Annotated in this window: 36 protein-coding genes and 1 pseudogene; 36 read left to right on the top strand and 1 reads right to left on the bottom strand. The window is 50.1% G+C overall.

Annotation, left to right across the window (positions count from 1 at the left end):
- Positions 1 to 104: 104 nt before the first annotated feature.
- The 6 genes from LDN30_RS10100 to LDN30_RS10075 all read left to right on the top strand — a co-directional run bounded on the left by LDN30_RS10100 (position 105) and on the right by LDN30_RS10075 (position 8209).
- The gene (locus LDN30_RS10100; RefSeq protein ID WP_223926515.1) at positions 105 to 1283 is read left to right on the top strand and encodes an aminotransferase class I/II-fold pyridoxal phosphate-dependent enzyme; all 1179 of its coding nucleotides are present in this window, start codon (positions 105 to 107) and stop codon (positions 1281 to 1283) included.
- 207 nt (positions 1284 to 1490) lie between these two features.
- Positions 1491 to 2720: a MalY/PatB family protein gene (locus LDN30_RS10095; RefSeq protein WP_223929381.1), complete on the top strand. Its 1230-nt coding sequence runs from the start codon at positions 1491 to 1493 to the stop codon at positions 2718 to 2720.
- A gap of 408 nt (positions 2721 to 3128) precedes the next feature.
- A complete protein-coding gene (locus LDN30_RS10090) occupies positions 3129 to 4811 on the top strand; it encodes a S41 family peptidase (RefSeq protein WP_223926513.1) in 1683 nt (560 codons plus the stop codon).
- Between the two features lie 686 nt (positions 4812 to 5497).
- Positions 5498 to 6544: a pyridoxal phosphate-dependent aminotransferase gene (locus tag LDN30_RS10085; protein ID WP_223926512.1), complete on the top strand. Its 1047-nt coding sequence runs from the start codon at positions 5498 to 5500 to the stop codon at positions 6542 to 6544.
- Positions 6541 to 7269: a phosphocholine cytidylyltransferase family protein gene (locus tag LDN30_RS10080; protein WP_223929380.1), complete on the top strand. Its 729-nt coding sequence runs from the start codon at positions 6541 to 6543 to the stop codon at positions 7267 to 7269. The genes LDN30_RS10085 and LDN30_RS10080 overlap by 4 nt, the downstream gene beginning before the upstream one ends.
- Before the next feature lie 13 nt (positions 7270 to 7282).
- Positions 7283 to 8209: a LicD family protein gene (locus LDN30_RS10075; RefSeq protein WP_223929379.1), complete on the top strand. Its 927-nt coding sequence runs from the start codon at positions 7283 to 7285 to the stop codon at positions 8207 to 8209.
- Positions 8210 to 8290: 81 nt separating this feature from the next.
- On the opposite strand, the gene LDN30_RS10070 is transcribed toward LDN30_RS10075, so the two are convergent.
- The gene (locus tag LDN30_RS10070) at positions 8291 to 9331 is read right to left on the bottom strand and encodes a glycosyltransferase (protein ID WP_223929378.1); all 1041 of its coding nucleotides are present in this window, start codon (positions 9329 to 9331) and stop codon (positions 8291 to 8293) included.
- A gap of 881 nt (positions 9332 to 10212) precedes the next feature.
- Here LDN30_RS10070 and rpsL point away from each other — a divergent pair.
- The 30 genes and pseudogenes from rpsL to rpsK all read left to right on the top strand — a co-directional run bounded on the left by rpsL (position 10213) and on the right by rpsK (position 26446).
- Positions 10213 to 10640, top strand: a pseudogene (gene rpsL / locus LDN30_RS10065) (30S ribosomal protein S12).
- Positions 10641 to 10784: 144 nt separating this feature from the next.
- The gene (gene rpsG, locus LDN30_RS10060) at positions 10785 to 11261 is read left to right on the top strand and encodes a 30S ribosomal protein S7 (protein ID WP_223926507.1); all 477 of its coding nucleotides are present in this window, start codon (positions 10785 to 10787) and stop codon (positions 11259 to 11261) included.
- 33 nt (positions 11262 to 11294) lie between these two features.
- Positions 11295 to 13412 (top strand): elongation factor G, encoded by a 2118-nt coding sequence (fusA, locus tag LDN30_RS10055; RefSeq protein WP_223929377.1) that lies wholly within the window; start codon positions 11295 to 11297, stop codon positions 13410 to 13412.
- 111 nt (positions 13413 to 13523) lie between these two features.
- On the top strand, positions 13524 to 13829 hold the full coding sequence (rpsJ, locus tag LDN30_RS10050) for a 30S ribosomal protein S10 (RefSeq protein ID WP_223926505.1): 306 nt from the start codon (positions 13524 to 13526) through the stop codon (positions 13827 to 13829).
- 65 nt (positions 13830 to 13894) lie between these two features.
- Positions 13895 to 14509: a 50S ribosomal protein L3 gene (gene rplC, locus LDN30_RS10045; protein WP_223926504.1), complete on the top strand. Its 615-nt coding sequence runs from the start codon at positions 13895 to 13897 to the stop codon at positions 14507 to 14509.
- Entirely contained in the window at positions 14509 to 15138 is a 630-nt protein-coding gene (gene rplD, locus LDN30_RS10040; RefSeq protein ID WP_223926503.1) for a 50S ribosomal protein L4, read from the top strand. Before rplC ends, rplD begins: the two co-directional genes overlap by 1 nt.
- Positions 15139 to 15155: 17 nt before the next feature.
- On the top strand, positions 15156 to 15500 hold the full coding sequence (gene rplW / locus LDN30_RS10035) for a 50S ribosomal protein L23 (RefSeq protein WP_223926502.1): 345 nt from the start codon (positions 15156 to 15158) through the stop codon (positions 15498 to 15500).
- A gap of 7 nt (positions 15501 to 15507) precedes the next feature.
- On the top strand, positions 15508 to 16335 hold the full coding sequence (gene rplB / locus LDN30_RS10030; protein ID WP_223926501.1) for a 50S ribosomal protein L2: 828 nt from the start codon (positions 15508 to 15510) through the stop codon (positions 16333 to 16335).
- Between the two features lie 24 nt (positions 16336 to 16359).
- Entirely contained in the window at positions 16360 to 16629 is a 270-nt protein-coding gene (rpsS, locus tag LDN30_RS10025; protein ID WP_223926500.1) for a 30S ribosomal protein S19, read from the top strand.
- A 39-nt stretch (positions 16630 to 16668) separates the two neighbouring features.
- The gene (gene rplV, locus LDN30_RS10020; RefSeq protein ID WP_223926499.1) at positions 16669 to 17100 is read left to right on the top strand and encodes a 50S ribosomal protein L22; all 432 of its coding nucleotides are present in this window, start codon (positions 16669 to 16671) and stop codon (positions 17098 to 17100) included.
- Positions 17101 to 17104: 4 nt separating this feature from the next.
- The gene (gene rpsC, locus LDN30_RS10015) at positions 17105 to 17833 is read left to right on the top strand and encodes a 30S ribosomal protein S3 (protein ID WP_223926498.1); all 729 of its coding nucleotides are present in this window, start codon (positions 17105 to 17107) and stop codon (positions 17831 to 17833) included.
- Between the two features lie 14 nt (positions 17834 to 17847).
- Positions 17848 to 18276 carry a 50S ribosomal protein L16 gene (gene rplP / locus LDN30_RS10010; protein ID WP_223926497.1) on the top strand — a complete coding sequence of 143 codons (429 nt, stop codon included), beginning with the start codon at positions 17848 to 17850 and terminating at the stop codon, positions 18274 to 18276.
- Positions 18277 to 18281: 5 nt separating this feature from the next.
- Positions 18282 to 18476 carry a 50S ribosomal protein L29 gene (rpmC, locus tag LDN30_RS10005; protein WP_223926496.1) on the top strand — a complete coding sequence of 65 codons (195 nt, stop codon included), beginning with the start codon at positions 18282 to 18284 and terminating at the stop codon, positions 18474 to 18476.
- Positions 18477 to 18487: 11 nt separating this feature from the next.
- Positions 18488 to 18745: a 30S ribosomal protein S17 gene (gene rpsQ / locus LDN30_RS10000; protein WP_223926495.1), complete on the top strand. Its 258-nt coding sequence runs from the start codon at positions 18488 to 18490 to the stop codon at positions 18743 to 18745.
- 2 nt (positions 18746 to 18747) lie between these two features.
- Positions 18748 to 19113: a 50S ribosomal protein L14 gene (gene rplN / locus LDN30_RS09995; RefSeq protein WP_223926494.1), complete on the top strand. Its 366-nt coding sequence runs from the start codon at positions 18748 to 18750 to the stop codon at positions 19111 to 19113.
- Between the two features lie 20 nt (positions 19114 to 19133).
- Positions 19134 to 19451: a 50S ribosomal protein L24 gene (rplX, locus tag LDN30_RS09990; RefSeq protein WP_223926493.1), complete on the top strand. Its 318-nt coding sequence runs from the start codon at positions 19134 to 19136 to the stop codon at positions 19449 to 19451.
- Position 19452: 1 nt separating this feature from the next.
- Positions 19453 to 20007: a 50S ribosomal protein L5 gene (rplE, locus tag LDN30_RS09985; protein ID WP_223926492.1), complete on the top strand. Its 555-nt coding sequence runs from the start codon at positions 19453 to 19455 to the stop codon at positions 20005 to 20007.
- A 5-nt stretch (positions 20008 to 20012) separates the two neighbouring features.
- A complete protein-coding gene (gene rpsN / locus LDN30_RS09980; protein WP_223926491.1) occupies positions 20013 to 20315 on the top strand; it encodes a 30S ribosomal protein S14 in 303 nt (100 codons plus the stop codon).
- Positions 20316 to 20471: 156 nt separating this feature from the next.
- Entirely contained in the window at positions 20472 to 20867 is a 396-nt protein-coding gene (gene rpsH / locus LDN30_RS09975) for a 30S ribosomal protein S8 (RefSeq protein ID WP_223926490.1), read from the top strand.
- Positions 20868 to 20881: 14 nt separating this feature from the next.
- Complete coding sequence (gene rplF / locus LDN30_RS09970) at positions 20882 to 21448, top strand: 50S ribosomal protein L6 (protein ID WP_223926489.1); 567 nt, start codon at positions 20882 to 20884, stop codon at positions 21446 to 21448.
- A 21-nt stretch (positions 21449 to 21469) separates the two neighbouring features.
- Positions 21470 to 21814, top strand: a complete 345-nt coding sequence (rplR, locus tag LDN30_RS09965; RefSeq protein WP_223926488.1) for a 50S ribosomal protein L18 — start codon at positions 21470 to 21472, stop codon at positions 21812 to 21814.
- 6 nt (positions 21815 to 21820) lie between these two features.
- On the top strand, positions 21821 to 22333 hold the full coding sequence (rpsE, locus tag LDN30_RS09960; RefSeq protein ID WP_223926487.1) for a 30S ribosomal protein S5: 513 nt from the start codon (positions 21821 to 21823) through the stop codon (positions 22331 to 22333).
- 17 nt (positions 22334 to 22350) lie between these two features.
- A complete protein-coding gene (rpmD, locus tag LDN30_RS09955; protein ID WP_223926486.1) occupies positions 22351 to 22527 on the top strand; it encodes a 50S ribosomal protein L30 in 177 nt (58 codons plus the stop codon).
- 25 nt (positions 22528 to 22552) lie between these two features.
- Complete coding sequence (gene rplO / locus LDN30_RS09950) at positions 22553 to 22999, top strand: 50S ribosomal protein L15 (RefSeq protein ID WP_223926485.1); 447 nt, start codon at positions 22553 to 22555, stop codon at positions 22997 to 22999.
- 4 nt (positions 23000 to 23003) lie between these two features.
- Positions 23004 to 24344: a preprotein translocase subunit SecY gene (gene secY, locus LDN30_RS09945; RefSeq protein ID WP_223926484.1), complete on the top strand. Its 1341-nt coding sequence runs from the start codon at positions 23004 to 23006 to the stop codon at positions 24342 to 24344.
- A gap of 14 nt (positions 24345 to 24358) precedes the next feature.
- Positions 24359 to 25162 (top strand): type I methionyl aminopeptidase, encoded by an 804-nt coding sequence (gene map / locus LDN30_RS09940; protein WP_223926483.1) that lies wholly within the window; start codon positions 24359 to 24361, stop codon positions 25160 to 25162.
- A gap of 17 nt (positions 25163 to 25179) precedes the next feature.
- The gene (infA, locus tag LDN30_RS09935) at positions 25180 to 25398 is read left to right on the top strand and encodes a translation initiation factor IF-1 (RefSeq protein ID WP_223926482.1); all 219 of its coding nucleotides are present in this window, start codon (positions 25180 to 25182) and stop codon (positions 25396 to 25398) included.
- Between the two features lie 16 nt (positions 25399 to 25414).
- A complete protein-coding gene (gene rpmJ / locus LDN30_RS09930; RefSeq protein WP_009160995.1) occupies positions 25415 to 25531 on the top strand; it encodes a 50S ribosomal protein L36 in 117 nt (38 codons plus the stop codon).
- A 123-nt stretch (positions 25532 to 25654) separates the two neighbouring features.
- A complete protein-coding gene (gene rpsM, locus LDN30_RS09925) occupies positions 25655 to 26035 on the top strand; it encodes a 30S ribosomal protein S13 (RefSeq protein ID WP_223926481.1) in 381 nt (126 codons plus the stop codon).
- Positions 26036 to 26053: 18 nt separating this feature from the next.
- Positions 26054 to 26446, top strand: a complete 393-nt coding sequence (gene rpsK / locus LDN30_RS09920) for a 30S ribosomal protein S11 (RefSeq protein WP_223926480.1) — start codon at positions 26054 to 26056, stop codon at positions 26444 to 26446.
- The last annotated feature ends 24 nt before the right edge of the window (positions 26447 to 26470 follow it).

Raw genomic sequence — 26470 nt, 5'->3', positions numbered from 1 at the left:
TCAAAACAGATAACGGCTACGGTGGCGTAAAGCCGACATCGGTTTCCGGCAGCGGTGGCTCTATGATTGAAAATTAAGAAAAGAAAAGATATATTTTGTACAAAATGAAGAAAGAGACAATAGCTATCGACACCCCTTTTGAGCGGCGCGATGCCTTCGGCGCACTGAGCATGCCCGTTTATAACTCCGTAGCTTACGAGTTCGACAATGCCAACGATATGGCTGACGCGTTCACCGGCCGCGTCGTTGCACCCGATTATTCGCGTACGCAGAACCCGACGGTAACGAATCTTGAGCGCCGCGTGATGGCGCTGACGGGAGCTAAAGCGGTCACGGCACTCAATAGTGGAATGGCAGCGATAAGCAATACCATCATCGCACTGACGGCTGCGGGAAAGAATATCGTCACCTCACGCCACATGTTCGGCAATACTTATGACCTGTTAGCCAACACGTTGAAGCGCTTTGGAGTCGAGGCGAGGTTCTGCGATCTTACCGATATCAGTGACGTCGAGAGGAATGTCGATGCCAATACGTGCTGTATATTCTTCGAGATAATAACAAATCCGCAGATGGAGGTGGCTGATATCAGCAAGCTCGCTGCCGTGGCGCGCAAGAATAATATCCCCCTCGTGGCCGATACTACCACGATTCCGTTCACGATGTTCTCCGTTCACGACTTGGGAGCCGACATCGAAATAGTCTCGTCGACAAAGTATCTCAGCGGGGGAGCGACGTCGCTCGGTGGCCTTATCATCGACTATGGAACGTTCCCCGATTTCAACAAGAGGATAAAGGGTGAGATGCTGTTCAACTTCGGAGCCTATATGACCCCGCAAGTGGCTTATCTTCAGACTCTTGGACTGGAGACTCTCAGTGCCCGCTACCACGTTCAGGCTTCCAATGCGCTCACGTTGGCCAAGCGGCTTCACGACACCGAGGGCATAAAGAGCGTGAACTACGTGGGCCTCGACGACAATCCTTTCCACGAACTCGCCCAAAAGCAGTTCGGACCGACGGCCGGAGCAATGGTCTGCATCGACCTCGAGAGTCAGGAGGCTTGTTTCCGTATGCTCAACAATCTGAAGCTTGTCCACCGCGCCACAAACCTCTTCGACAGTCGTACGCTCGCCATCCATCCTTACTCAACCATCTACGGCAACTTCACTACGGAGCAGAGGGCGGCAATGGATGTTCACGACACCACCATCCGCCTGAGCGTTGGACTCGAGGATGCCGGCGATATCTACGACGATATCGTCCAGGCTCTGCGAAAGGCTTGACCATCAGACTGTTGGAAGATGTGGCCTCATGTGGCACGGATGGCCTCAGGGCCTCTATAGTTTCTATGATGTCCTATAATCCCCTATATCGTCCGATGATTCCCTATAGCCCCTATGCTCTCCGCAGCTGCCCCGCAACCTCTCTCTGCTCGATAGTCTCCGTATGATAATATCTAACGTAACTTGCATTAATTCAATAAGATAGCAATGTCAGAATATAACAATAATAAGAAGTCTCCCGTCACTGCCGAGGACTGGAAGAGAATGTTCGACACCGTCATCGACCGTTCGGGGAGTGGCGACCTCAAGCATGGTGCTTTGCTGCCACGATGGGGCCGCGACGACCTTCTGCCTCTGTGGGTGGCCGATATGGACTTCGCCACACCGCAGTTTATCACCGATGCCCTCCGCAAACGCCTCGACCACTCGCTCTTCGGCTATACCGTCATGCCCGATGAGTTCTGGACCACGATAATCAACTGGATAAGGACGCATCACCAGTGGGAGGTCAAAAGACAATGGATGTCGTTCGTTCCCGGTATCGTCAAGGGCATCGGACTGGCTGTAAACATCTTTACCCGACCCGACGAGAAGGTTATTATCCAACCGCCTGTGTATCATCCATTTCGCCTTGTGCCGTTAGGCAACGGACGGGAGGTGGTGTTCAATCCGCTCAAGGAGGACAACGGGACATACGAGATGGACTTCGACAACCTGCAGCGTGTGGCCGACGATAAGTGTAAACTGCTCATTTTGTGCAATCCCCACAATCCTGCAGGAGTGTGCTGGAGCCGTGAGACCCTCGTCCGTCTTGCTGATTTCTGCCGCGAAAGGAATATTATCGTCATCAGCGACGAGATTCATTGCGATATGGCTATATTCGGACATAAGCACATCCCATTCGCTTCGGTCTCGGAAGCTGCACGCGAAAACAGTATAACTTTCCAGGCTCCGACGAAGACTTTCAACATCGCCGGACTCATAAGTAGCTATGCCATAGTGCCTAACAATCAGATTCGCGCTAAATTCTACCGCTGGCTGCAGGCCAACGAGATGGATGAGGCTACGCTGTTTGCACCGATAGCCACCATCGCCGCATTCGAAAACGGTGAGGAATGGCGCCGTCACATGCTCGAATATGTCGAGGACAACGTGCGGTTCGTTGAGGACTACTGTCGCGAAAATATCAAGGGAATCCGTCCCTGGCGCCCTCAGGCCTCGTTCCTCGTATGGCTCGACTGCCGCGAACTGAACCTTTCGCACGACGAACTCCTCGATCTGTTCATCGATAAGGCCCATCTCGCACTCAACGATGGCGAAATGTTCGGCAAAAAGGAGGGTCATGGCTTTATGCGACTGAACGTTGCGACGCCGAGAGTCATCCTCAAGAGGGGCCTCGACCAGCTCGCTGCGGCCGTAAGAGCCAATGTCCGCTAACGCCGGCAGCACACAGGCTGCGGCCGCCAAAGCCAATATCTGATTTTTTCAGTGTCTAAACGATTTTGGAAAAGGTTGCCGCGGCTTGTGAAATGAAGCTATATTGCATGTCCAACGAAGCTATGTTAATAGCCCCACGAAGATATATTAGTTGCCCCACGAAGCTATGTTAATAGCTCCACGAAGATATATTAGTTGCCTCACGAAGCTATATTAGTTGCTCCACGCAGATATATTGGATTGGCAGCGTATATATATAATATGTGGAACGGAGGCATATTAAGATGTAGAAGGAATGTAAAAATCTTAAAAAACGAGGCATTTATTTTGCATTGTATGCAGTTTGCACTACCTTTGCAAATCAATGTCTTAGCAAGATTATAATATTTCAACAGAACAATAACAACTATGAGGAAACTCCTTCTTTCGTTCGTCGTGGCCTTGGTCGGTTTTGCAACCACGGCCAAAGCGCAGACCGATGCGAGCACGAGCGAGCATAACTTTGAGGTTTCGAAGAATATCGAGACATTCAACGCTATCTACAAAACCCTCGACATGATGTATGTCGACACTCTCAACGCCAGCGACGTTATCGGCAACGGCATCAATTCGATGCTCCGGTCGCTCGATCCCTATACGGTGTACTATCCCGAAGAGAAATCGAAGGATTTCGACCTGATGCTCTCCGGCAAGTATGCTGGCATCGGAGCCCTTATCCGCTATAATTTCGTCTTGGGCAATACCGTCATCGACGAGCCCTACGAGGGAATGCCGGCCGATGAAGCCGGACTGCGCAAGGGCGACATAATCTTGGCCATCGACGACTCCACAATGGTGGGCAAGAATACGGCTTACGTCAGCAGTCACCTGCGTGGAGAGGCCGGAACGACTTTCGTCCTGACCTTCAAGCGCCCTGCCACGGGCAAGACAATGAAGCGGAAGATTACCCGCAGGGCCATTCAGATGCCGGATATTCCGTATTATGGCTTGCAGCCCAACGGCATTGGCTACCTCAACCTCAACTCGTTCACTAACGAGAACTGCGCCCGCGACCTCCGTCGCGACTTCCTCGAGATGCGCCAGAAAGGTATGAAAGCATTCGTCCTCGACCTCCGCAACAACGGTGGCGGACTGCTCAACCAGGCTGTGGCCATAGTGAATATGTTCGTGCCGAAAGGAATTTCCATCGTCAAGACAAAGGGAAAGATTAAGCAGACGAACCAGGACTACCGCACAACCGTGGAACCCATCGATACCGTCATGCCCATCGTGGTGCTCGTCAACGGCGAGTCGGCATCGGCAAGTGAGATTACCAGCGGCAGTCTGCAGGACCTCGACCGCGCCGTTATCCTCGGTACCCGCACCTACGGAAAGGGACTCGTGCAGGCCACTCTTGACATGCCGTACAACGGACAGCTCAAACTGACAACGTCGAAATATTACATTCCCAGCGGACGATGCATCCAGGCTATCAACTACAAGCATGCCAACGGCGGCTACACCGAGCATGTGGCCGACTCGCTGACCCACGTCTTCCATACTCTTGGAGGCCGGGAGGTGCGCGACGGTGGTGGCATCAAGCCCGATGTGGAGGTGAAACCCGACTCCCTGCCGAACATTGCCTTCTATCTTGCGGGTACCGGCCGCGACTCGTCGGAGGTCCTTCTCAACTGGGAACTGAAATATATCAAGGCTCATCCGACCATTGCTCCAGCCGGAGAATTCCACATCACCGATGCCGATTATGCTGATTTCAAGAAGGATGTGCTCGCAAGTAAGTTCAAATATGACGGTGAGACGGAGAAATACCTACAGCAGCTCGTCAAGCTCGCAAAGTTTGAGGGCTACTACGACGATGCAAAACCGGAGTTCGATGCCATCGAGAAGAAGCTGAAACACAACGTCGCGAAGGACCTCGACTACAATTCGAAGGTCATCCGCCAGCTTATCGAGGCCGACCTCGTGACCGTCTACTATTATCAGCGGGGTGCTATAGAGAACAGTCTCGGCAGTGATAAGCAGTATAAAGCCGCCGTCGACCTGCTCCTCAACCCAGAAAAATACAACAATATCCTTCATCCTAAGAAATAGGATGGGGTAGGGAAGTCTTCCGTACAACAGGAAATGCCCTCTGCCGTAGGCTGTTAAAGTACTCGACCGACGGCGGGAAGTGTCTCTGTCACAGCCGGTTGGAGATGCGCCCTGTACAATAAATGGCCACCACGAAGCAATAACAAGATTGCCTCGTGGTGGCCATTCGCTGTCTATTATGCCCCTTGCCCACACCTAATAAGACCACTGACGATAGCCATCTGCTATCGGCTGCCATTCCTTCTCGTTGCCCCCATAATGCGGTCAAATAAAAGTCTTGCGTAGATAATTCGCTGAAAAATAGCAGTTTTCTGTCGGTTCGTTGTCATAATTAGCTGAAAAGTATTACCTTTGCAACCTTAATGAAACATTAAAGTCGGTGTCGGATAATCTAAATCTGTTTGAACGAACCTGGGTTGTCAACTGTTTGTTCATTCGTTAGAGGGCAGGAGCAACTGCTGACAGACCCTGCTTTTTTGCGCCAATGCCGTTCTGACGAGCTCCAGACGACACCGTTAGCCACGGCTCTATCGTCAATGGGGCGACAACAGCATGTCCGAAAAATCGAACAGAGAAGTGTGCTCACGGTCCCAACGCGTGTGTCCGCACTTTCCGACAAGTAGCGTAACAGTAACAAAACCAGAGAAATAGATAACTGAGAAAAATTAATAAACAATATAAAAGAGATGAATTACCTCGACAGAAATGAGTTCAACTTTGAGCCGTCACAGCTCGTTGTTGACACGATAAAGAATTTCGACATTCGTAAATTTGCTTTCTACACACGCATCTACGACCAGGGAAAGAAGAGCATCTTCTCCGTTTACCTGTCAGAGCAGTTCCATATCGACGAGCAGCAGGTGCTGTTGGGATATGGTGCTGAGGACCTGCTGAAGAAGGCCGTTCACTACTTCCTCACCGTTAAGGGCAGCAACGGCATCATGATGATCCCGAAATTCTCCTGGTGGTACTATTCTAATATCGCCGACGAGGTTGAAGGACAGACCATCCAGTACAATGTCATTGAGACCGACGACACTTTTAAGTACGATTTCGAGGCCCTCGAGCGTCAGGTCAACGAGGTGCGGCCGAAGATTCTGCTCGTTGCTACGCCGAACAACCCTACCGGCAACGGCCTTACCCCTGCCGAACTGGAGCATCTGTGCGACATCGTGCCCGCAGAGACTGTTATCCTCGTCGATGAGGCTTACGCTTCCTACGTCACCAGCGACACCACATACATCAAGCATCTCGTCGAGACCCGCGGCAACATCATCTTCTGCCGCACGATGAGCAAGTTCTACGGACTGCCCGGTCTGCGCCTCGGCTTCGGCTTCATAGGCAAAGGCGAGGAGATGGAGCGTTTCGCCAAATACGCCAATATGTACCTCGGTTACGACCGGCTGTCGGAGGAAGTGGGCATCGCGGCCCTGAAGAGCGGCGACCACTACCGCGAGATAGCAAGGGTGATGCAGGAGGCCCGCGACATGTACAAGGCGGAGGTAGGAGCCCTCGATGGCTTCAAGGTCTACCGCAGTGTGGCCAATTTCATCCTCATCAAGTATCCTATTGCCCTCAAGGAGAAACTCCAGCAAGCCTTTGCCGATGAGGATTACAAGGTGAAATTCATGAATGAGCCCGACCTCAACACCCACATGCGCATAACCTTAGGCCGCCGCGAGCAGAACCGCACTATCTGCGACACCATCCTCAGAATAGCCAAAGAACAATGATAGCCGTCATCCTTGCCGCGGGCATGGCCAAGCGCCTGCGCCCGCTCACCGACAACAAGCCTAAGTGCCTGCTCAAGGTCGGTGAACGCACCCTCCTGCAGCGGTCAGTCGACAGTCTCGTCGCTGCCGGCATCAGCGAGTTTGTTGTCGTCACCGGCTATCTGTCGGCGATGATTACGGGCTTCCTCGAGGAGCATTATCCGCAACTGACGTTCCATTTTATTGACAATCCCGACTACGCCACTACGAATAATATCTACTCGCTGTGGCTGGCCCGCACCGTCGTCGAGGGCCGTCAGTTCATCCTTCTCGACAGCGATCTCATCTACGACGGGCGCATCATCAGTAAGGTTATGGACGAGGAGGCCTCCGTGCTCACCGTCAGCCGTCATCCCCTCGGCGAGGAGGAAATGAAGGTCGTCGTCGACAGCGAGTGCCGCATAACCGAAATCAGCAAGACTTGCGACCCCGCGGCAGCCATGGGAGAATCGGTGGGAATAGAGAAGATTAACGCCGACTACTCCACAGCGCTCTACCGCGAGCTCCGAACGATGATGACTGACGAGGGACTGACCGATGTCTTCTACGAGTTAGCGTTCCAACGGCTTATAGCCCAGGGTTTTAGCTTCAAGGTTATGGACGTCACCGACTTCTTCACTATAGAGCTTGACACTCCGGAGGACTTCGACAATGCCCGCCATCTGATACCCAAAGAACTTTATTAAGGACTCAACACTTATGGACATAGTAAACTTAAACGAGGAGACCCGCGACGGCTACACCATTGATGCCGGCATGAAAGCCGTGTGGAGCGTGCAGCTGACGATGTTCCAGCGGCTCATCGATGTCTGCAAGGCCCACGGACTCAGGGTATGGTGCGATGGTGGAACGCTTTTAGGTGCTATCCGCCATCACGGCTATATACCCTGGGACGACGACATCGACGTGTCGATGCCGCGTCCCGACTACGACCGGCTGCTCGATTATGCCGATGAACTCGGACCGCAGTTCTTCCTCCAGACCGTATACACCGACCCCTATTATATCCGCGGCCACGCCCAGCTGCGCTGCAACGGAACCACCTGCGTGCGGCCCAGTGAGTCGTACCGGAAGTTCCATCAGGGCATATTCATCGACATCTTCCCCCTCGACGGCGTACCCGAGAATGCTGACGACTACCGTGCACTGTTCAAAATCACACGCCACGAGATTCGTTGCATGAAGGCTGCCGAGCTCAATATCCTGTATTCGGGACGGTGGTTGCAGATTTTCAGGAAGATTCGTATGCGCCACCTCCTCTCGCGTATGGGCCGCGAGGCTTACATGCGCCGTATCGAGGACCGCCTTCGGGCCTATAGTACGGTCACCAGCAAGCGCTGGGCCGAGATGACTTTCGACGGCAACAAGTTCACCTTCGACCGCCACATCTTCGACGAGACACTGTGGGTGCCCTTCGAGAATACCACCGTTCCGGTGCCGGCAGGCTACGACGAGTTCCTCCGCACGCAGTACGGTCCGTCGTATATGACCCCCGTTCACCAGGCCACGAACCACGGTACGGTCGTAATCAGCACCGTCGACGACTATCGTGTGATGGCTCCGAAGATATTTGAAGAGTACAAACAATCGGCCTTGAAGCGGCTGATGAAGAAACTACATCTTTAATATAGCCGCGACGAGGCTTCGAAAGAAACTATATACGAAAAAGTGCCTGCTCCCGTTCATCCGGTGGCAGGCACTTTTTTCTTATTCTATCCGGTCGACAGCTTCCTTCAGCGCGTCCTTGAAGAAGGCTCCTGTGCTCAGACGCTGTGCCACAGAGAGCGCGTTGGCCGCCATCGTCGCGCGCTCATCGGGCGTTATGGCCGACAGTCGTGGTCCTATGTCCTCGATGCGGTCGATGAGGATTCCTACGCCCAACTCCTTCACTATCGAAGCCAGTGCCGAACAGCGCCAGACTATCAGCGGCAGTCCGGCGCGCAGATAGAACGATGCTTTGTGCGGTGAATTCCAGCGGAGGTACTCGCCGAAATGGCCCGAGCAGGTGGTGAGGCTGTCGCCGTCCCACACTAATCCGTAGTCGCCCGGTGCGTTCGCGATGAAGTCGTCGGCGGCCATGAAGTCGTGGAGGTGTACATGCTCCGAGGCTTTCAGTCCCGGCAGTCCGTCCTCGTTGCCGAAAATCTCGAGGTCATAGCCCTTTGCCACCTTCGCCATGTCGAGGAGGAAGGTGTTCTTACGTGGGCTCAGCGCACCGGCATAGACAACGCGTGGTACGGCCTCTGAGTTCCTTGCCGCTCTCTCCCTGCACGGCGATGCCGATCGGTAGTCGAAGAGCTGCAGGGCTCCGAGCCCGTTCGTGAAGCCATTCTTCGAGAGCCAGTCCTTCATCGTGGCGTTCGACGCGATGACATAGTCGGCATGCATCAGCCGCCTGATCTCCTTGGCTACCGTGAGCTTGCGCCGCCGCATCGACCCCAAGTCGTGGATGATGGCCACAACCTTTGCTCCGTGGGCGTGAGCCATATTGCAGACGAAGGCGAAATACTTCTTCACGGGATATTGCAGCACCACGATGTCGCCGCGGCTGACGGTCATCGACAGTTTCACGACACCTGCCAAGTCGAGGAAGAACGATGCCACCTTGCTGTCGTAGTATGTCGTCGGCACACCGAGGTTCACCGCGCCAATCTCGCGCAGCGTCACTTCATTGTCGTGTTTAGCCTTATTGCCCGAGCTGTTCAGCCCGCGGTAGTTGTGCGTAAGAAAACAAATCCTGTGATTCATTGAATGTAATGCAGTTCCGGTTTTTATCTTTTTGCGTTGGTCTGCGGCACCGTCATGCTCTTCGGGTGACCTCCTTGTGGCCAACGATACAAAGTTACCACATTTTTCCTGCCCCTCCAAATTTGCCCGTTCTTACCCTTGTTAAAGTCTGTTAAGCATCGCGCCAAATCGTCGTTTGCTTGTTTTCTGTGTGCTGTAAATATGCAATGACGCACTATTATCGCCGTGAATTTCCATCTGTCAGCCCATTCTGGATGTAAATATTATTCATATTCCGTTCTCGATTTATCCTGTTATGTAACCCGCTGGTATTCAATGAGTTTACAATAAGGGTCATTTGGCGTTGCGAAACGGCCTGTTTTGCAATGCGAAACGGTCCGTTTGAGCTTGCAAAACGGCCTGTTTTGCAACGCCAAATGATATGTATTGTTTTGCTGTCAAGATTTTTCGGATTTTCGTTCATGTTTCGTCTGTTATCGTATAGTGTTAAGGACGGAGTGGTATTGTCGGCCTGCGTCGGTCGGAATCGCCGCCTATACATATTATATATATAGCATAACGGCACTCCGGCCGATGCCTATACATATTATATATATAGGGCTGTGGTCCCTTTGATCGCTCTTTTTCGCCCATTGTCCGTTGGTCTCCCACTGCTTCTGACAACCCGTTTGCGACCGCTTTTGCAGTTAAAAAGCATTTAAACAGTTATATTTTGTTAATTGAAAGAGTGGCTGAGTATTTTTGTTTTCTGTATATTAGGTGAATTGCCGAAATGTTTGTACCTTTGCACCCCGAAACGCCCCAGGCATTGTGTACTTGTTCTGAAGTGGCGTAACAAGTTGAAAATAAACAAAATAATATATACATAAAAAATAAGAATCATGCCTACTATTTCACAGTTAGTAAGAAAAGGCAGAAAGGCTGTTGCCAGCAAGAGCGCCAGCCCCGCACTGGAGAATTGCCCCCAGCGTCGTGGAGTGTGCGTTCGTGTGTACACGACAACCCCTAAGAAGCCTAACTCAGCAATGCGTAAAGTCGCACGTGTACGTCTGACCAACCAGAAGGAGGTCAACTCCTACATCCCTGGTGAGGGTCACAACCTTCAGGAGCACAGCATCGTCCTCGTTCGTGGCGGTCGTGTGAAGGACCTTCCGGGTGTACGCTATCACATCGTCCGCGGTACTCTCGATACCGCCGGCGTGACAAACCGCACACAGCGCCGTTCAAAGTACGGTGCAAAGCGTCCTAAGAAGAAGTAAGGCGCAACACCCCAACAAAAGGCCGAGGGTCAACAGTCGGAGATGGCTGATGGCCCGAGGCGTAAACAGAAATACAACTAAAAACAAGTTTTGCTGGAGAATTGTTAAAAGACAAGGTTGAGTAAATGTCCGGGTGAGGACGTTGAAGTGACGAAATCAGACGACAGCCTCCGCAAAAATTTATTTTTATAAAAATGAGAAAAGCAAAACCAAAGAAGCGTGTGATCCTCCCGGATCCAAAGTTCAACGACCAGAAGGTCTCAAAGTTTGTTAATCATCTGATGTACGATGGCAAGAAGAGCATCTCTTACGAGATCTTCTACAACGCCCTCGATCTCGTAGGCCAGCGCATGAAGGATAACGAGAAGTCTCCGTTAGAGATTTGGAAGCAGGCCCTCGACAACATCACTCCGCAGGTGGAGGTTAAGAGCCGCCGTATCGGTGGTGCTACATTCCAGGTGCCTACCGAGATACGTCCTGAGCGTAAGGTCAGCGTGGCAATGAAGAACATGATTGCTTTCGCTCGCAAGCGCGGCGGAAAGAGCATGGCTGAGAAACTCGCTGCTGAGATTCAGGATGCATTCAACAATCAGGGTGGTGCTTTCAAGCGTAAGGAGGACATGCACCGTATGGCTGAGGCTAACCGCGCTTTCGCACACTTCAGATTCTAATAAGACACAACATCATAATAAGGTAAAAAGACAATGGCAAACCGCGATTTACATTTGACTCGCAACATCGGTATCATGGCGCATATCGATGCAGGTAAGACTACCACATCGGAGCGTATCCTGTTCTACACAGGTAAGACCCACAAGATTGGTGAGGTACACGATGGTGCAGCCACAATGGACTGGATGGCCCAGGAGCAGGAGCGTGGTATCACTATCACATCTGCTGCTACAACATGTAACTGGACCTACAAAGGCAAGACATACAAGATCAATCTGATCGACACTCCGGGACACGTCGACTTCACCGCTGAGGTTGAGCGTTCGCTCCGCGTCCTCGATGGTGCTATCGCAACATACTCTGCCGCTGATGGTGTGCAGCCACAGTCGGAGACCGTTTGGCGTCAGGCCGACAAGTACAACGTGCCGCGTATCGGTTACGTCAACAAGATGGACCGCTCCGGTGCTGACTTCTTCGAGACTGTTCAGCAGATGAAGGACATCCTTGGCGCACACCCAGTGCCCGTACAGATTCCTATCGGTGCTGAGGAGAACTTCAAGGGCGTTGTCGACCTTATCAAGATGAAGGCTATCCTCTGGCACGACGAGACCATGGGTGCCGAGTATGAGGTTGACGATATTCCTGCCGACCTCGTTGACGAGGCTCAGGAGTGGCACGACAAGATGGTCGAGGCTGCTGCCGACTTCGACGACGATATCATGGAGAAGTATCTCGACGGTCAGGAGATTCCTGAGGACCAGCTCATCGCTGCCCTCCGCAAGGGTACCTGCGCTATGGAGATCACCCCGATGACTCTCGGTTCTTCATATAAGAATAAGGGCGTGCAGCCGCTCCTCGACTACACCTGCGCTTTCCTGCCATCGCCTGAGGACACTGCCGCTATCCGCGGTACAAACCCTGAGACCGGCGAGGAAGAGGACCGCAAGCCTCTCGAGAGCGAGCCAACAGCCGCTCTGGCTTTCAAGATCGCTACCGACCCGTTCATGGGACGCCTCGTGTTCTTCCGCGTTTACTCCGGTAAGGTCACTGCAGGTTCTTACGTCTACAACCCACGTTCGGGCAAGCGCGAGCGCATCAGCCGTCTGTTCCAGATGAACTCTAATAAGGAGATTCCTATGGAGTCAATCGACGCTGGTGATATCGGCGCAGGAGTAGGCTTCAAGGATATCCGTACCGGTGATACACTCTGCGACGAGGATCATCCGATCGTACTGGAGTCGATGACATTCCCTGACACCGTGATCTCCGTTGCCGTTGAGCCTAAGAGCCAGGCCGATGTCGCTAAGATGGATACCGGTCTTGCAAAACTCGCCGAGGAGGACCCGACATTCAAGGTACACACCGACGAGCAGAGCGGACAGACAATTATCTCGGGTATGGGTGAGCTTCACCTCGACATCATTATCGACCGTCTGAAGCGTGAGTTCAAGGTAGAGTGCACACAGGGTAAGCCTCAGGTGAACTACAAGGAGGCTATCATGGGCACTGCTCAGAGCCGCGAGACTTATAAGAAGCAGACTGGTGGTCGTGGTAAGTTCGCTTGCATCGATGTCACTATCGGCCCGAAAGACGAGGACTACAAGGAGGGCGATCTGCAGTTCATCAACAACGTCAAGGGTGGTAACATTCCTAAGGAGTTCATCCCGTCGGTACAGAAGGGATTCCAGGACTGCCTCTCTAACGGTGTTCTCGGCGGTTACCCAATGACTGGTCTGAAGGTTACATTGAATGATGGTAGCTTCCACCCCGTCGACTCTGACCAGCTTTCGTTCGAGCTCGTCGCTCACCAGGCTTTCAAGACCCTCTGCCCGAAGGCACAGCCAGTGCTCATGGAGCCTATCATGAAGGTAGAGGTTGTTACTCCTGAGGAGAGCATGGGTGACGTCATCGGCGACCTGAACAAGCGTCGTGGTCTCGTGCAGGGTATGGACGAGGCTCGCAGCGGTGCCCGTATCGTCAAGGCAATGGTGCCGCTGGCCGAGATGTTCGGTTATGTGACCGCTCTGCGTACCATCACTTCCGGCCGTGCTACTTCTTCTATGGAGTATGACCACCACGCACCGGTAAGCAGCAACCTCGCTAAGGAAATCCTTACAGAGGTCGGAGGTCATCCGGAGCTGATCAAGTAATAATACAGACAAAAAAACAGCAGGGAGGCGTCCTTATAGCGAATGACTCTTATAAGGGCGTACCTCTCTTGCTCTGAAAATATTATTCATCAATACAACAAAACAAAAGAAATGAGTCAGAAGATTCGTATCAAGCTGAAGAGTTTCGACCATCAGCTGGTCGACAAGTCAGCCGAAAAGATCGTTAAGGCCGTTAAGGCTACAGGCGCTATCGTCAGCGGTCCTATTCCACTGCCGACACACAAGCGCATCTACACCGTAAACCGTTCGACATTCGTCAACAAGAAGAGCCGTGAGCAGTTCCAGCTCTCCGACTTCAAGCGCATCATCGACATCTACAGCGCATCGCCAAAGACTGTCGACGCACTCATGAAGCTCGAGTTGCCTTCAGGTGTCGATGTAGAAATCAAGGTCTAATAACAGATCTTCATTACGGTATTAAAAAAAATAGTTTACTATTCATATTAAAAAGTTTAATTGAAATGCCAGGATTATTAGGAAAGAAAATCGGAATGACATCCGTATTCAGCGCCGACGGTAAGAACGTACCGTGCACTGTTATCGAAGCTGGTCCTTGTGTTGTAACCCAGGTAAAGACTGTTGAGAAAGATGGTTACAAGGCTGTTCAGTTAGGTTTCGGCGAGGCTAAGGAGAAGAGAACTTCAAAGCCTATGCAGGGACACTTCAAGAAAGCCGGCACAACACCAAAGAAGCACTTGGCCGAGTTCAAGTTTGACGAGGATCACAACCTCGGTGACACTATTACTGTTGATATCTTCAGCGATGCACAGTTTGTCGACGTCGTCGGCACATCGAAGGGTAAAGGATTCCAGGGTGTCGTGAAACGTCACGGATTCGGTGGTGTAGGCCAGTCTACTCACGGTCAGGACGACCGCGCACGCAAACCGGGATCTATCGGTGCCTGCTCATACCCAGCTAAAGTGTTCAAGGGAATGAGAATGGGTGGCCAAATGGGAGGCGACAGAGTCACTACTCAGAACCTTCAGGTGTTAAAGGTTATTCCAGAGCAGAACCTTCTCGTCGTGAAAGGCTCAGTTGCTGGATGCAATGGTTCAACCGTAATAATTAATAAGTAATGGATATTAACGTATTAGATATCAAAGGTCAGGAGACCGGACGCAAGGTAACTCTTAACGAGAATATCTTCGGGATTGAGCCAAACGACCACGTCGTTTATCTTGATGTGAAACAGTATCTCGCTGACCAGCGTCAGGGAACTGCTAAGTCGAAGGAGAGAAGTGAGCACGCTGGTTCTACACGCAAGCTCGGACGCCAGAAAGGTGGCGGCGGCGCTCGTCGTGGTGACATCAACTCACCGGTGCTCGTCGGTGGTGGTCGCGTCTTCGGTCCTAAGCCACGCGATTATCGCTTCAAACTCAACAAAAAAGTAAAACTTCTTGCTCGTAAATCGGCTCTCACATACAAGGCTCAGGAGAATGCTATCGTTGTCGTCGAAGACTTCAACTTTGATGCTCCAAAGACTAAAGAGTTCGTAAACTTTGCTAAAAATCTTAAAGTTGACGGCAAGAAAGTGCTCCTTCTTTTGCCAGAAGCAAATAATAATGTATATTTGTCGGCTCGAAACCTGCAGGAGGCTGAAGTTCTGCCCGCAGCACAGCTCAATACGTATAAAGTTTTGAACGCTGATGTTGTTGTCGTGACTGAGAATTCTCTGAAGGTTATTGACTCGATCTTGAACAAATAATTTAGGAGACAAAAGTTATGACATTCATTATAAAACCTCTGGTCACTGAGAAGATGACCAAGATGACAGACAAGTCTTCTGTCGACAAGACCGTTAAGCACAAGGGCGAGGTGAGAACCATCCCGGCACAGCCGAAGTATGGTTTCATCGTAAAGCCCGAGGCTAACAAGCTCCAGATTCAGCAGGAGGTTGAAAAGCGGTACAACGTGAAGGTTGTAGACGTCAACACTATGCGCTACTCTGGCAAGCGTCAGGCTCGCTACACAAAGAAAGGCCTTGTGAAAGGTCAGCGCAACGCCTACAAGAAAGCATATGTCACCCTGAAGAATGGTGACTCAATTGATTTTTACAGCAATCTTTAAATAAAAAATGGCAGTACGTAAATTCAACCCGACTACTCCGGGTCAAAGACACAAAGTTATTGGCACACGCGAGGATATTACTGCATCCGTGCCAGAGAAGTCTCTCGTTTACGGTAAACGTTCTACCGGCGGTCGCAACAACACCGGAAAAATGACCATGCGCTACATCGGCGGCGGTCATAAGAAGAAGTATCGTCTGATCGACTTCAAGCGAGAGAAAGATGGTGTTCCAGCTGTAGTGAAGACAATCGAGTACGATCCTAACCGTTCGGCTCGTATTGCACTTCTTTTCTACGCTGATGGTGAAAAACGTTACATTATTGCTCCTAACGGTTTGAAAGTAGGCGCTACTGTAATGTCGGGTGCTGAGGCAGCACCTGAGGTTGGTAACGCTCTTCCACTTGCAAACATCCCTGTAGGTACCGTGATCCACAACATTGAGTTGCGTCCGGGACAGGGTGCTCTGCTCGTCCGTTCGGCTGGTAACTTTGCTCAGCTTACTTCTCGTGAAGGCAGTTACTGTGTGATTAAGCTCCCTTCTGGCGAAACACGCCAGATCCTCTCAGCTTGTAAAGCTACTGTCGGTAGCGTAGGCAACTCCGACCACGCTCTTGAGCAGTCTGGTAAGGCTGGTCGCTCACGCTGGCTCGGCCGTCGTCCTCACAACCGCGGTGTCGTCATGAACCCTGTTGATCACCCGATGGGTGGTGGTGAAGGCCGTCAGTCTGGTGGACATCCACGTTCACGTAAGGGTCTGTACGCTAAGGGTCTCAAGACTCGCGCACCGAAGAAGCAGTCAAACAAGTACATAATTGACCGCGCTAACAAGAAGTAAACAAGTTAACAAGAAGAGTAAATTATGAGTCGTTCATTAAAAAAAGGTCCGTACATTAACGTAAAGCTCGAGAAGAAGATTCTCGCCATGAACGAGAGCGGCAAGAAGAGTGTCGTTAAGACATGGGCCAGGGCATCAATGATTTCCCCTGATTTCGTGGGTCATACTGTTGCTGTCCACAACGGAAACAAATTTATCCCTGTTTACATCACTGAGAACATGGTAGGCCATAAGCTCGGAGAGTTCAGCCCTACACGCCGCTTCGGTGGCCACTCAGGCAACAACAAGAAGTAATCAGGCAATAATCCATTAAGAATAAAGAACAATAATATAATGGGAGCAAGAAAACATATAAAGGCTGAAGCTCGTAAGGAAGCTAAGAAAAGCCTGTATTTCGCAAAGCTCAATGATTGTCCTTCATCTCCACGCAAAATGCGCTATGTCGTCGACATGGTACGCGGTATGGAGGTCAACCGCGCACTGGGTGTGCTCAGGTTCTCGAAGAAGGCCGCTGCCCAGAACGTAGAGAAGCTCTTGCGTTCGGCCATCGCTAACTGGGAGGTTAAGAATGACCGCAAAGCCGAGGACGGAGAACTATACATCACAAAGATCTTCGTCGATGGAGGCGTAACAATGAAGCGCATGCGCCCTGCACCTCAGGGCCGCGGTTACAGAATTCGTAAACGTTCTAACCACGTCACTCTCTTCGTCGATACCAAGCCGGCTGCTGTCGAGAATGACGCTAACAATGATGTAAAAGAATAATAGAATGGGACAGAAAGTTAATCCAATCAGCAACCGTCTGGGAATCATCCGCGGTTGGGACTCAAATTGGTTCGGTGGAAAGGATTTCGGCGATAACCTCGTCGAGGACCAGAAGATCCGCGCATACCTGATGAAGCGCCTCGAGAAGGCTCAGGTTTCGCGCATCGTCATCGAGCGCACACTGAAGCTCGTCACCATCACTATTTGCACAGCCCGTCCGGGTCTCGTCATTGGTAAAGGTGGTCAGGACGTCGACAAACTCAAGGAAGAGCTGAAGAATCTGTTCAAGAAGGATATTCAGATTAACATCTCTGAAATCAAGAGACCTGAGCTCGACGCTGCTATCGTCGGTGAGAACATCGCTCGCCAGGTGGAAGGTAAGGTTGCTTACCGCCGTGCCATCAAGATGGCTGTCGCCAACACTATGCGCGCCGGTGCTGAGGGCATCAAGGTTCAGATTTCGGGTCGTCTCAATGGTGCTGAAATCGCACGTAAGGAAATGTTCAAGGAAGGACGTACTCCTCTCCACACTTTCCGCGCTGATATCGACTATTGCCAGACAGAGGCTCTCACAAAGGTTGGTCTCCTTGGTATCAAGGTATGGATCTGCCGTGGTGAAATCTACCACAAGGTAGAACTGACACCAAATTTCGCCGAGCAGAAGAATACCGGCCGTCCTAACGGTGGTGGCCGTCAGGGCAGAGGCAACCGCAGAAGAAACAATAACCGTTAAAAGTAGAAGCTATCATGTTACAGCCAAAAAGAGTAAAATATAGAAGGCCTCAGGACGGACGTGGCAACAAAGGCAACGCCCACAGAGGCACACAGCTGGCTTTCGGCTCATTCGGCATCAAGACACTTGAGGCTAAATGGCTCGACAGCCGTCAGATCGAGGCTGCTCGTGTGGCAGTGAACCGCTACATGAATCGTCAAGGTCAGGTCTGGATCCGTATCTTCCCGGACAAACCTATCACTCGCAAACCTGCCGATGTCCGAATGGGTAAAGGTAAGGGTGATCCAGCAGGATGGGTTGCACCTGTCACTCCGGGTCGTATCCTCTTTGAAGTAGAAGGCGTTTCGTTCGACATCGCAAAGGAGGCTCTCCGCCTCGCTGCGCAGAAACTGCCGGTTAAGACAAAGTTTGTTGTTCGTCGTGATTACGACAAAAACGCTTAAGAAAGATGAAAATTAAGGAAGTAAAAGAACTCGAGACCAAGGAATTGGTCGAGAAGATTGAAAACGCTGAGGAGGCTCTGGCAAAGATGAAGCTCAACCATCAGATTACTCCGCTTGAGAATCCATCTCAGATTAAGGCTGCGCGTCGTGACATCGCACGTATGAAAACGGTGCTTCGTCAGAGAGAACTTAACAAATAATAGTGGTCCAGATGGAAACAAGAAATTTAAGAAAAGTAAGACAGGGTGTTGTTATCAGCGACAAGATGGATAAGACCATCGTCATCGCATCCAAGTTCAAGGAGAAGCACCCTATATATGGTAAGTTCGTGCAGCACACGAAAAAGTACCATGCCCATGACGAGAACAACGAGGCTCACGTAGGCGACACTGTTCAGATCATGGAAACCCGTCCTCTGTCAAAAACAAAGAGATGGAGATTAGTTCAAATCGTAGAAAAAGCTAAGTAATTATGATACAGGTAGAATCAAGACTTACAGTCGCAGACAACAGCGGCGCACGCGAGGCTAAGTGCATTCGTGTACTCGGTGGAACAGGCCGCCGCTATGCAAGCGTAGGTGACGTTATCGTAGTTGCTGTACAGAACGTCATCCCATCAAGTGAATTGAAAAAGGGTGCAGTTTCGAAAGCTTTAATCGTTCGCACTAAAAAGGAAATCAGACGCGCTGATGGCTCGTACATCCGTTTCGACGACAATGCATGCGTATTGCTCAACAACGCTGGCGAGCTCCGCGGTAGCCGTATCTTCGGCCCAGTGGCTCGTGAGCTCCGCGCCGTCAATATGAAAGTCGTTTCCTTGGCACCAGAGGTTCTTTAATCTATAAAAGTAAAACAGAAATGGCAAAATTTCATATAAAGAAGGATGACCAGGTAATTGTCCTCGCCGGTGCTGACAAGGGCAAGACTGGAAAGGTGCTCAAGGTGCTGCGTGACGAAGAGCGTGTCATCGTCGAGGGCATTCACATGGTCTCGAAGAGCACAAAGCCATCTGCTGCCAATCCTCAGGGTGGCATCGTTAAGCAGGAGGCTCCTATACATATCTCTAACGTAAGTCTCATCGATCCGAAGAGCGGAAAGGCAACACGTATCCGTATCGAGCGTGACGGCAAGACCGTAAAGCGTATCGCTAAAAAGTCAGGGGAGGAAATCAAGTAATATGGATACAGCAGAGTTAAAGAAACAGTATACTGATCAGATTGCTCCGGCTCTGAAGAAGCAGTTCAACTACTCTTCTTCAATGCAGATCCCTGCCCTGGAGAAGATCGTCATCAACCAGGGTCTTGGTGATGCCACTCAGGATAAGAAGATTATCGATGTGGCTATCAACGAGCTTACTGCTATCACAGGTCAGAAGGCAGTTCCTACTTATTCTAAGAAGGATATCGCTAACTTCAAGCTCCGTAAGAAGATGCCTATCGGTGTCATGGTAACACTGCGCCGCGAGCGTATGTATGAGTTCCTTGAGAAGCTCGTGCGTATCGCCCTGCCGCGTATCCGTGACTTCAAGGGTATCAACACTAAGTTCGATGGCCGTGGTAACTACACCCTCGGTATCACTGAGCAGATCATCTTCCCGGAGATAAACATCGATCAGGTAGACCGGATTCAGGGTATGAACATCACTTTCGTTACATCTGCAAAGACTGACGAAGAGGGATTTGCTCTCCTGAAGGCTTTCGGCCTCCCATTCAAGAACGCTAATAACGATTAAGTGATATGGCAAAAGAATCAATGAAAGCCCGTGAGGTCAAGCGTGCTAAACTCGTTGCCCGTTATGCTGAGAAGCGTGCGGCTCTGAAGAAGATTATCGCTACAACTAACGACCCCGCAGAGGCTTATGAGGCTGCAAGAAAGCTGCAGGCTATCCCAAAGAATGCTAATCCTATCCGTCTGCACAACCGTTGCAAGATAACCGGACGTCCAAAGGGTTATATCCGTCAGTTCGGTCTGTCGCGTATACAGTTCCGTGAGATGGCATCACAGGGTCTCATTCCGGGTGTTAAGAAGGCAAGCTGGTAATTATCGATTCGACAATTCACGTTCTTAGGTTTTTAAGTTTGAGCAGTGGGAGCTTTGACTTAAAAACTTTTCGGACTGAAAAGCCGTGAGATTCGCATCAGAAACATTTTTTTAATATTGTCGGGGCAGTCCCGATTAATTAAACATTTATATTTTATGACAGATCCAATAGCAGATTATCTGACAAGACTTCGGAATGCTATCATGGCTCACCACCGCGTGGTTGAGATTCCGGCGTCTAACTTGAAGAAGTCTATCACTAAGATTCTCTTCGAGAAGGGTTACATCCTGAACTACAAGTTCGTAGAGGATGGACCTCAGGGTACTATCAAGGTCGCTCTCAAGTACGACCCAGTAACAAAGCAGAACGCAATTAAGAAACTTAAGCGCGTTTCTACCCCAGGTCTTCGCCAGTACACTGGCTACAAAGACATGCCGAGAGTTATTAACGGATTAGGTATTGCTATCATATCTACATCCAAAGGTGTAATGACAAACAAAGAGGCTGCTGCTGAGAAAGTCGGTGGTGAGGTTCTTTGCTACGTTTATTAATTGGAGGATTTTGTATGTCAAGAATAGGAAAATTGCCAATTAGTATCCCTGCAGGCGTTACAGTTAGCCTCAAGGACAATGTTGTTACAGTTAAAGGTCCTAAGGGCGAACTCTCGCAGAAAGTCGACCCTTCAATCATCGTCAAGGTTGAGGATAATCAGGTTACATTCGCTATCGATGAGAAGAGCCTCGTAGATGTTAAGCAGAAGCAGGCTTTCCACGGTCTGTACCGCGCTCTCGTCAACAATATGGTTGTTGGTGTCAGCGAAGGCTACAAGAAGACTATGGAGCTCGTCGGTGTCGGTTACCGTGTAAGCAACCAGGGTAACATCGTTGAGCTTTCGCTCGGTTACACACACCCAATCTACATCCAGCTCCCTGCTGAGGTTAAGGTTGAGACAAAGAGTGAGCGTAACCAGAACCCTATCATCACTCTCGAGTCGGCTGACAAGCAATTGCTCGGTCAGATCTGTGCAAAGATTCGTTCTTTCCGTATGCCTGAGCCTTATAAGGGTAAGGGTATCCTGTTCCAGGGCGAGGTTATCCGCAGAAAGTCTGGTAAGACAGCTGCAGCTAAGTAACTTTAATAATTAATTACGATTATGTCTACAAAGAAAGAACAAAGAAGACTTAAGATAAAGTTCCGCATTCGTAAGAATGTGAACGGTACTGCTGAGCGCCCTCGTCTGAGCGTTTTCCGCAGTAACAAGCAGATTTATGCACAGGTCATCAATGACTTGACAGGCACAACACTTGCTTCTGCTTCTTCTGTCGGTCTCGAGAAGATGCCGAAGATAGAGCAGGCTAAGAAGGTCGGCGCTCTCGTTGCAGAGAAGGCCAAGGCTGCCGGTGTAGAGAAGGTTGTTTTCGACCGTAACGGATACCTTTATCACGGACGTGTACAGGCTCTTGCTGACGCTGCACGTGAGGGAGGTCTTAATTTCTAAACGATTATGGCAATGAATAAAGTAAAAGTAAATAGTGACGTTGAACTGAAAGACCGTCTGGTAGCTATCAACCGCGTAACAAAGGTTACAAAGGGTGGCCGTACTTTCACATTCGCAGCCATCGTCGTTGTAGGTGACGGCAAGGGTGTTATCGGCTACGGCCTCGGCAAGGCTGGTGAGGTTACTGCCGCTATCCAGAAAGCTACTGACTCAGCAAAGAAGAATCTTGTTAAGGTGCCGGTACTCAACGGTACTGTTCCTCACGAGATGGAAGTACGCTTCGGCGGTGCTGTCGTTCTTATCAAGCCGGCTGCTGCCGGTACTGGTCTGAAGGCCGGTGGTGCTATGCGTGCCGTTCTTGAGAGCGTTGGTATTAAAGACGTGATTGCAAAGTCAAAGGGCTCTTCCAACCCTCACAACCTGGTAAAGGCTACTATCGCAGCACTGAGCCAGATGCGCGACGCTTACAGCGTTGCCGGTGAGCGTGGAATCAGCATGGACAAAGTATTTAACGGGTAATAAAGGAGAAACAAAGAATGGCAACATTTAAAGTAAAGCAGGTCAAGAGCCGTATCAACGCTCCTAAGGATCAGAAAGCAACTCTTCTCGCCCTCGGCCTCCGCAAGATTGGTCAGGTTGTCGAGATTGAGGACACTCCAAGTAACCGCGGAATGGTTCGCAAGGTGTTTCACCTCGTCGAAGAAGTAAAGTAATTAATCTTTTAAGCAACGAACAATTATGAAATTAAATAATTTGAAACCAGCTGAGGGCTCTACCCATTCACGTCGTCGTATCGGCCGTGGTCCAGGCTCTGGACTCGGCGGAACCTCTACTCGTGGTCACAAGGGTGCTAAGTCTCGTTCTGGTTACAAGAAGAAGATTGGTTTCGAGGGTGGTCAGATGCCACTGCAGCGTCGTGTTCCTAAGGCTGGATTCAAGAATATCAACCATAAGGAGTATTATCCTGTGAACCTCTCTACTCTTCAAAAGCTTGCTGAAGAGAAGAACCTTACAAAGATCGGACTCGCTGAGCTCAAGGCTAACGGTGTCGTGAAGGGCACTAAGCTTGTCAAGATTCTTGGTAATGGTGAACTCAAGGCTAAACTTGAAGTAGAGGCTAATGCCTTCTCAAAGACTGCCAAAGAGGCTATCGAGGCAGTTGGTGGTAACACAACTATAATCTAAGTTAATGGAAAAGTTTATTGAGACACTGAAGAACATATGGAAGATTGAGGATCTGCGTCAGCGGATTCTCATCACCATTCTGTTTACGGCTATTTATCGTTTCGGCTCGTTCGTCGTACTTCCGGGTATCGAACCGAGCATGTTGGACAAATTGCAGTCACAGACCGCAGGCGGACTTATGTCACTGTTGGATATGTTCTCCGGTGGTGCATTCTCCCACGCGTCTATCTTTGCGCTTGGAATAATGCCATACATCTCAGCATCCATCGTCATGCAGCTCCTCGCCGTCGCTGTGCCTTACTTCCAGAAGATGCAGCGCGAGGGCGAGAGCGGCAGGAAGAAGATAAACTGGTACACTCGTATTCTCACAGTAGCAATACTTCTGTTCCAGGCTCCGTCTTATCTCATCAACCTGAAGATGCAGGCCTCACAGGCCCTGGCTTCAGGTATCAGCTGGACGGTATTCATGATTCCTGCTACTATTATCCTTGCCGCAGGCTCAATGTTTATTCTGTGGCTCGGTGAGCGTATCACTGACAAGGGTGTTGGCAATGGTATCTCTCTCATCATTATGATCGGTATTATCGCGCGGCTGCCTCAGGCTTTCATTCAGGAGGTCTCCAGCCGTTTCACCGCCATCACCGGTGGTGGACTGGTCATGTTCATTGTCGAGATTGTCATACTTTATGCCGTTGTATGTGCATCTATACTTCTTGTGCAGGGTACCCGCAAAGTCCCCGTTCAGTATGCAAAGCGTATTGTAGGTAATAAGCAGTACGGTGGTGCTCGTCAGTATATTCCTTTGAAACTCTTCGCAGCTAATGTGATGCCTATCATCTTCGCTCAGGCCCTGATGTTCATCCCGTTGGCTATCGTCCAGTATTCAACTGATAATGCGAGCCCTGTGCTTCAGAGTCTTATGAATACCAAGAGCCTGTTGTACAATTTCGTTTACGTCGTCCTCGTGATTGCGTTTACGTATTTCTACACTGCCATTACTATCAATCCTACACAGATGGCTGAGGATATGAAACGTAACAACGGATTCATTCCTGGTGTTAAACCAGGTAAGGATACTGCCGATTATATCGACACCGTTATGTCGCGTATCACCTTCCCGGGCTCTCTGTTCATCGCTTTCATCGCAATTATGCCTGCATTGGCCGGTCTCCTGAATGTTCAGGATGCTTTCAGTCAGTTCTTCGGTGGTACTTCACTGCTCATTCTTGTTGGTGTAGTTATCGATACACTCCAGCAGATTGAGTCGCACTTGATGATGCGCCACTATGACGGACTTCTGAATTCTGGTCACACCCGTGGCGGTGGCGAAGTGGCAGCATACTAATCTTCTTCAATGAAATGCATGTATTTCTGAAGACAGAGGATGAGATTGAATTGATGCGTAAGGCCAATCTCCTCGTGGGTAAAACCCTCGCCGAGGTTGGCCGTCATATAAAGCCAGGTGTCTCTACCTTGGACCTTGACAAAATTGCTGAGGAGTTCATCCGTGACAATGGTGGCGTGCCGTCATTTAAGGGTTGTCCTAATCCTATCGGTGGTCCGTTCCCCGGGAGCATTTGTACCTCAGTCAATGCGATGGTCGTCCATGGTATTCCAAACCCAAAGTGCGTTTTAAAGGATGGTGACATTATCTCTGTCGATTGTGGCGCTGTCCTTGACGGCTTTAACGGTGACTCTTGCTACACTTTCTGTGTTGGCGAGGTTAAGCCTGAAGTTCGGGCCCTTCTTCGTACCACAAAGGAAGCTCTTTATCGGGCTATCAACGTAGCACAGGCTGGGCATCACTTAGGAGATATCGGTGAGGCGGTACAAACTTATTGTGAGGCCAAAGGATATGGCATTGTCAGGGAACTGGCAGGCCATGGCATTGGCCGGGAGATGCACGAGGACCCACCAGTGTTCAACTATGGTAAACACGGTGAAGGTCTGATGTTGAAATCCGGCATGTGCATAGCCATCGAACCGATGGTAACTCTTGGCGATCCAAAAGTTTGGATGCTCCATGACCACTGGCAGATAATTACGCGTGATATGAAGCCTGCTGCGCATTTTGAGCATACGATTGCCATTCGTGACGGCAAGGCAGATATCTTATCATCGTTTGACGAAATAGAAGAATTCGAAGAAACATCATTAAATTAATAGAAGATAAAGCAATTATGGCAAAGCAAGCTGCTATTGAGCAGGATGGAACAATAATGGAGGCTCTCTCTAACGCAATGTTCAGAGTAGAGCTTGAGAATGGAGTCGATATTACGGCCCATATCTCTGGAAAGATGAGAATGCACTACATCAAGATTCTCCCCGGTGATAAGGTGAAGGTCGAGATGAGTCCCTATGACTTGACTAAAGGCAGAATAGTTTTCAGATACAAATAATAATATTGGTTTCACAATGAAGACAAGAGCATCATTAAAGAAGCGTACACCGGATTGCAAGATCGTTCGTCGCAAAGGCCGTCTGTTCGTTATCAACAAGAAGAACCCTAAGTATAAGATGCGTCAGGGTTAACAATGATTAATCCGATAAAAAATATGCAAAAGTTTAGCGTAGTTCAAAAATTATGCTTAACTTTGCATGCTTTTTAGCGAATTTAAACGTTTAAGTGTATTATAATTTTTACAAATTCAAACAATGGCAATAAGAATTGTTGGAGTAGACTTGCCCCAGAATAAGCGTGGCGAGATCGCATTGACCTATATCTATGGTATAGGCCGAAGTAGTTCAGCAAAGATATTGGACAAGGCCGGCGTGAGCCGCGACTTGAAGGTCAGCGAGTGGTCAGATGACCAGGCTGCCAAGATCCGTGAAATTATCGGCGCTGAGTACAAAGTAGAAGGTGACCTCCGTTCAGAGGTACAGATGAACATCAAGCGTCTCATGGATATCGGTTGCTACCGTGGAATCCGTCATCGTAATGGTCTTCCTGTTCGCGGTCAGAGTACTAAGAACAATGCTCGTACCCGTAAGGGAAAGAAGAAGACTGTTGCTAACAAGAAGAAGGCTACTAAGTAATCTCGGAGGAAATTAATTATGGCAAAGAAAACAACAGCATCTAATAAGAAACGTAATGTAAGAGTTGACGCTGTAGGTCAGCTGCACGTTCACAGCTCTTTCAATAATATTATTGTATCTTTGGCTAACAGCGAGGGGCAGGTTATCTCTTGGTCGTCAGCTGGTAAGATGGGATTCCGCGGATCTAAGAAGAACACTCCGTACGCTGCCCAGATGGCAGCTGAGGATTGCGCTAAGACAGCTTTCGAGCTGGGTCTGCGTAAGGTAAAGGCTTATGTTAAGGGTCCGGGTAATGGTCGTGAGAGCGCTATCCGTGCCGTCAACGCTGCCGGCATTCAGGTTACTGAAATCGTTGACGTTACACCGCTGCCGCACAACGGTTGCCGTCCACCGAAGCGTCGTCGCGTTTAATTTCATCTTATAACAATTTAAAGG

Origin of the sequence: Prevotella lacticifex, assembly GCF_019973375.1 — a bacterium.
Taxonomy (GTDB): Bacteria; Bacteroidota; Bacteroidia; order Bacteroidales; family Bacteroidaceae; genus Prevotella; species Prevotella lacticifex.
The sequence above is the reverse complement of the archived record's forward strand: the minus strand, read 5'-3'. Positions and strand labels throughout refer to the sequence as shown.